1 protein-coding gene is annotated in these 1431 nt (G+C 32.6%); it reads left to right on the top strand.

The window, feature by feature from the left end:
* The first annotated feature begins 119 nt into the window (after positions 1 to 119).
* Complete coding sequence (locus CKF58_RS08265; RefSeq protein WP_119532790.1) at positions 120 to 1055, top strand: LysO family transporter; 936 nt, start codon at positions 120 to 122, stop codon at positions 1053 to 1055.
* Positions 1056 to 1431: the final 376 nt, after the last annotated feature.

Below are 1431 nucleotides of genomic sequence, written 5' to 3' on the forward strand. Positions count from 1 at the left end.
GGTCATCGCCAAATTAATTTCTTATAAAGCCTCCAGCTAGTGTTGGAGGCTTTTTAACGTGCGTAAAAAGGTGTATACTAAACAGGTATTTTTTTAATTATTGAGTTTTTAAACTGAGTATGGCGATTTTCGAAGGTCTGTGTTTAGTTATTTTGCCGTTATTTTTTGGCTATGTTATTGGTTATCTAACACCTAAACCTGTAATTATAAATAAAATAACCTCTTATACAGGTTTACACGGCTTACAGGTACTATTAGTAGTAATGGGGATTAAATTAGCTCTTATCCCAGATCTAGTAAGTAAGATCCCACATATAAGCTACCAAGTATTAATCTTTTTCTTGTTAATTCAATTAAGTAATTTTGCTGTTTTAGGGATTTTTGACCGTCTAAGAGCACATAAGATTACTCATGAAAATGTAAAAATTGTTCATGATTTAGGAGTAGTAAAAGACTCGCTTAAATTAATAGCATGTATTGTTCTTGGTTTTGTCGTAAGTAAAATTAGCCAAAGTTGGGGAATGGAATATTCTCAACAACTATTAGCCTATATTTCAGATTTTTGCATTGTAATTATGGTGCTAAGTGTTGGTTTACAATTAGGTATACAACGCTACAATTTAGCTAAGATATTCTTTAATTATGAAGGAGCATTAATGTCGATTATCTTCTTAGCTAGTTGTTTAGGTGCTGGATTATTTGCAGGTTTACTTACACGTACTCCGTTCTGGGAGTCATTGGCTTTTAGTTCTGGTATGGGATGGTATTCTCTTTCAAGCTTAGTAGTGACTAAAGCTTGGGGGGCTGCAGATGCTTCAGTAGTATTTTTCATTGATCTATTACGTGAAGTTAGCTGCTTTTTCCTAATACCTCTTTTAATACGCCACTATCGTTGGAGTGCTATAGGTCAAGCAGGCTCAGTAGCTTTTGCAGCAGCTTTACCGATTATTCATAAAACCGGTGGTGATAATGCCGTCCCATTAGCTTTAAGTTTTGGCTTTTTCTGTAACCTTTGGCCACCGATTTGTTTATTTACTTTTGCTAGCTTTGCGTAAGTATAAGTAATACTACAGATATGTATGAAAGCCTAGTGGTTGTCTAAAAAAGATAAGAATGTGCTCTGGATAATGGGTATTGTTTAAGATTAGAATTATGTTAAGTTAAGGCATTTAGAGCATTAAGTACATTAATGCATATAGTTTATTTAGTGTATTTAGTCATGCATTTGTAATTATCTAGTAATGGGATTGTAATAGTACATAGACATTCATGCAATTCAAGACTAAATTCGCTCTTATGCTTTTTCCTACTAAAATTTAAGTGTTTAGATTTTAAAAATTTTAAATTTACTCTTTTTAACTGTTAAACGCCGTTTTTTCTAAGAAAATTCGGCGTTTTAACTCATTCATGGCTATAATAATATTACTAGCT

This window comes from Psittacicella hinzii (assembly GCF_003585935.1).
Lineage (GTDB): Bacteria > Pseudomonadota > Gammaproteobacteria > Enterobacterales > Psittacicellaceae > Psittacicella > Psittacicella hinzii.

Coding starts and splice junctions, on each gene's coding strand:
- CKF58_RS08265 (WP_119532790.1), top strand. CDS start 120: ATGGCGATTTTCGAAGGTCTGTGTTTAGTTATTTTGCCGTTATTTTTT.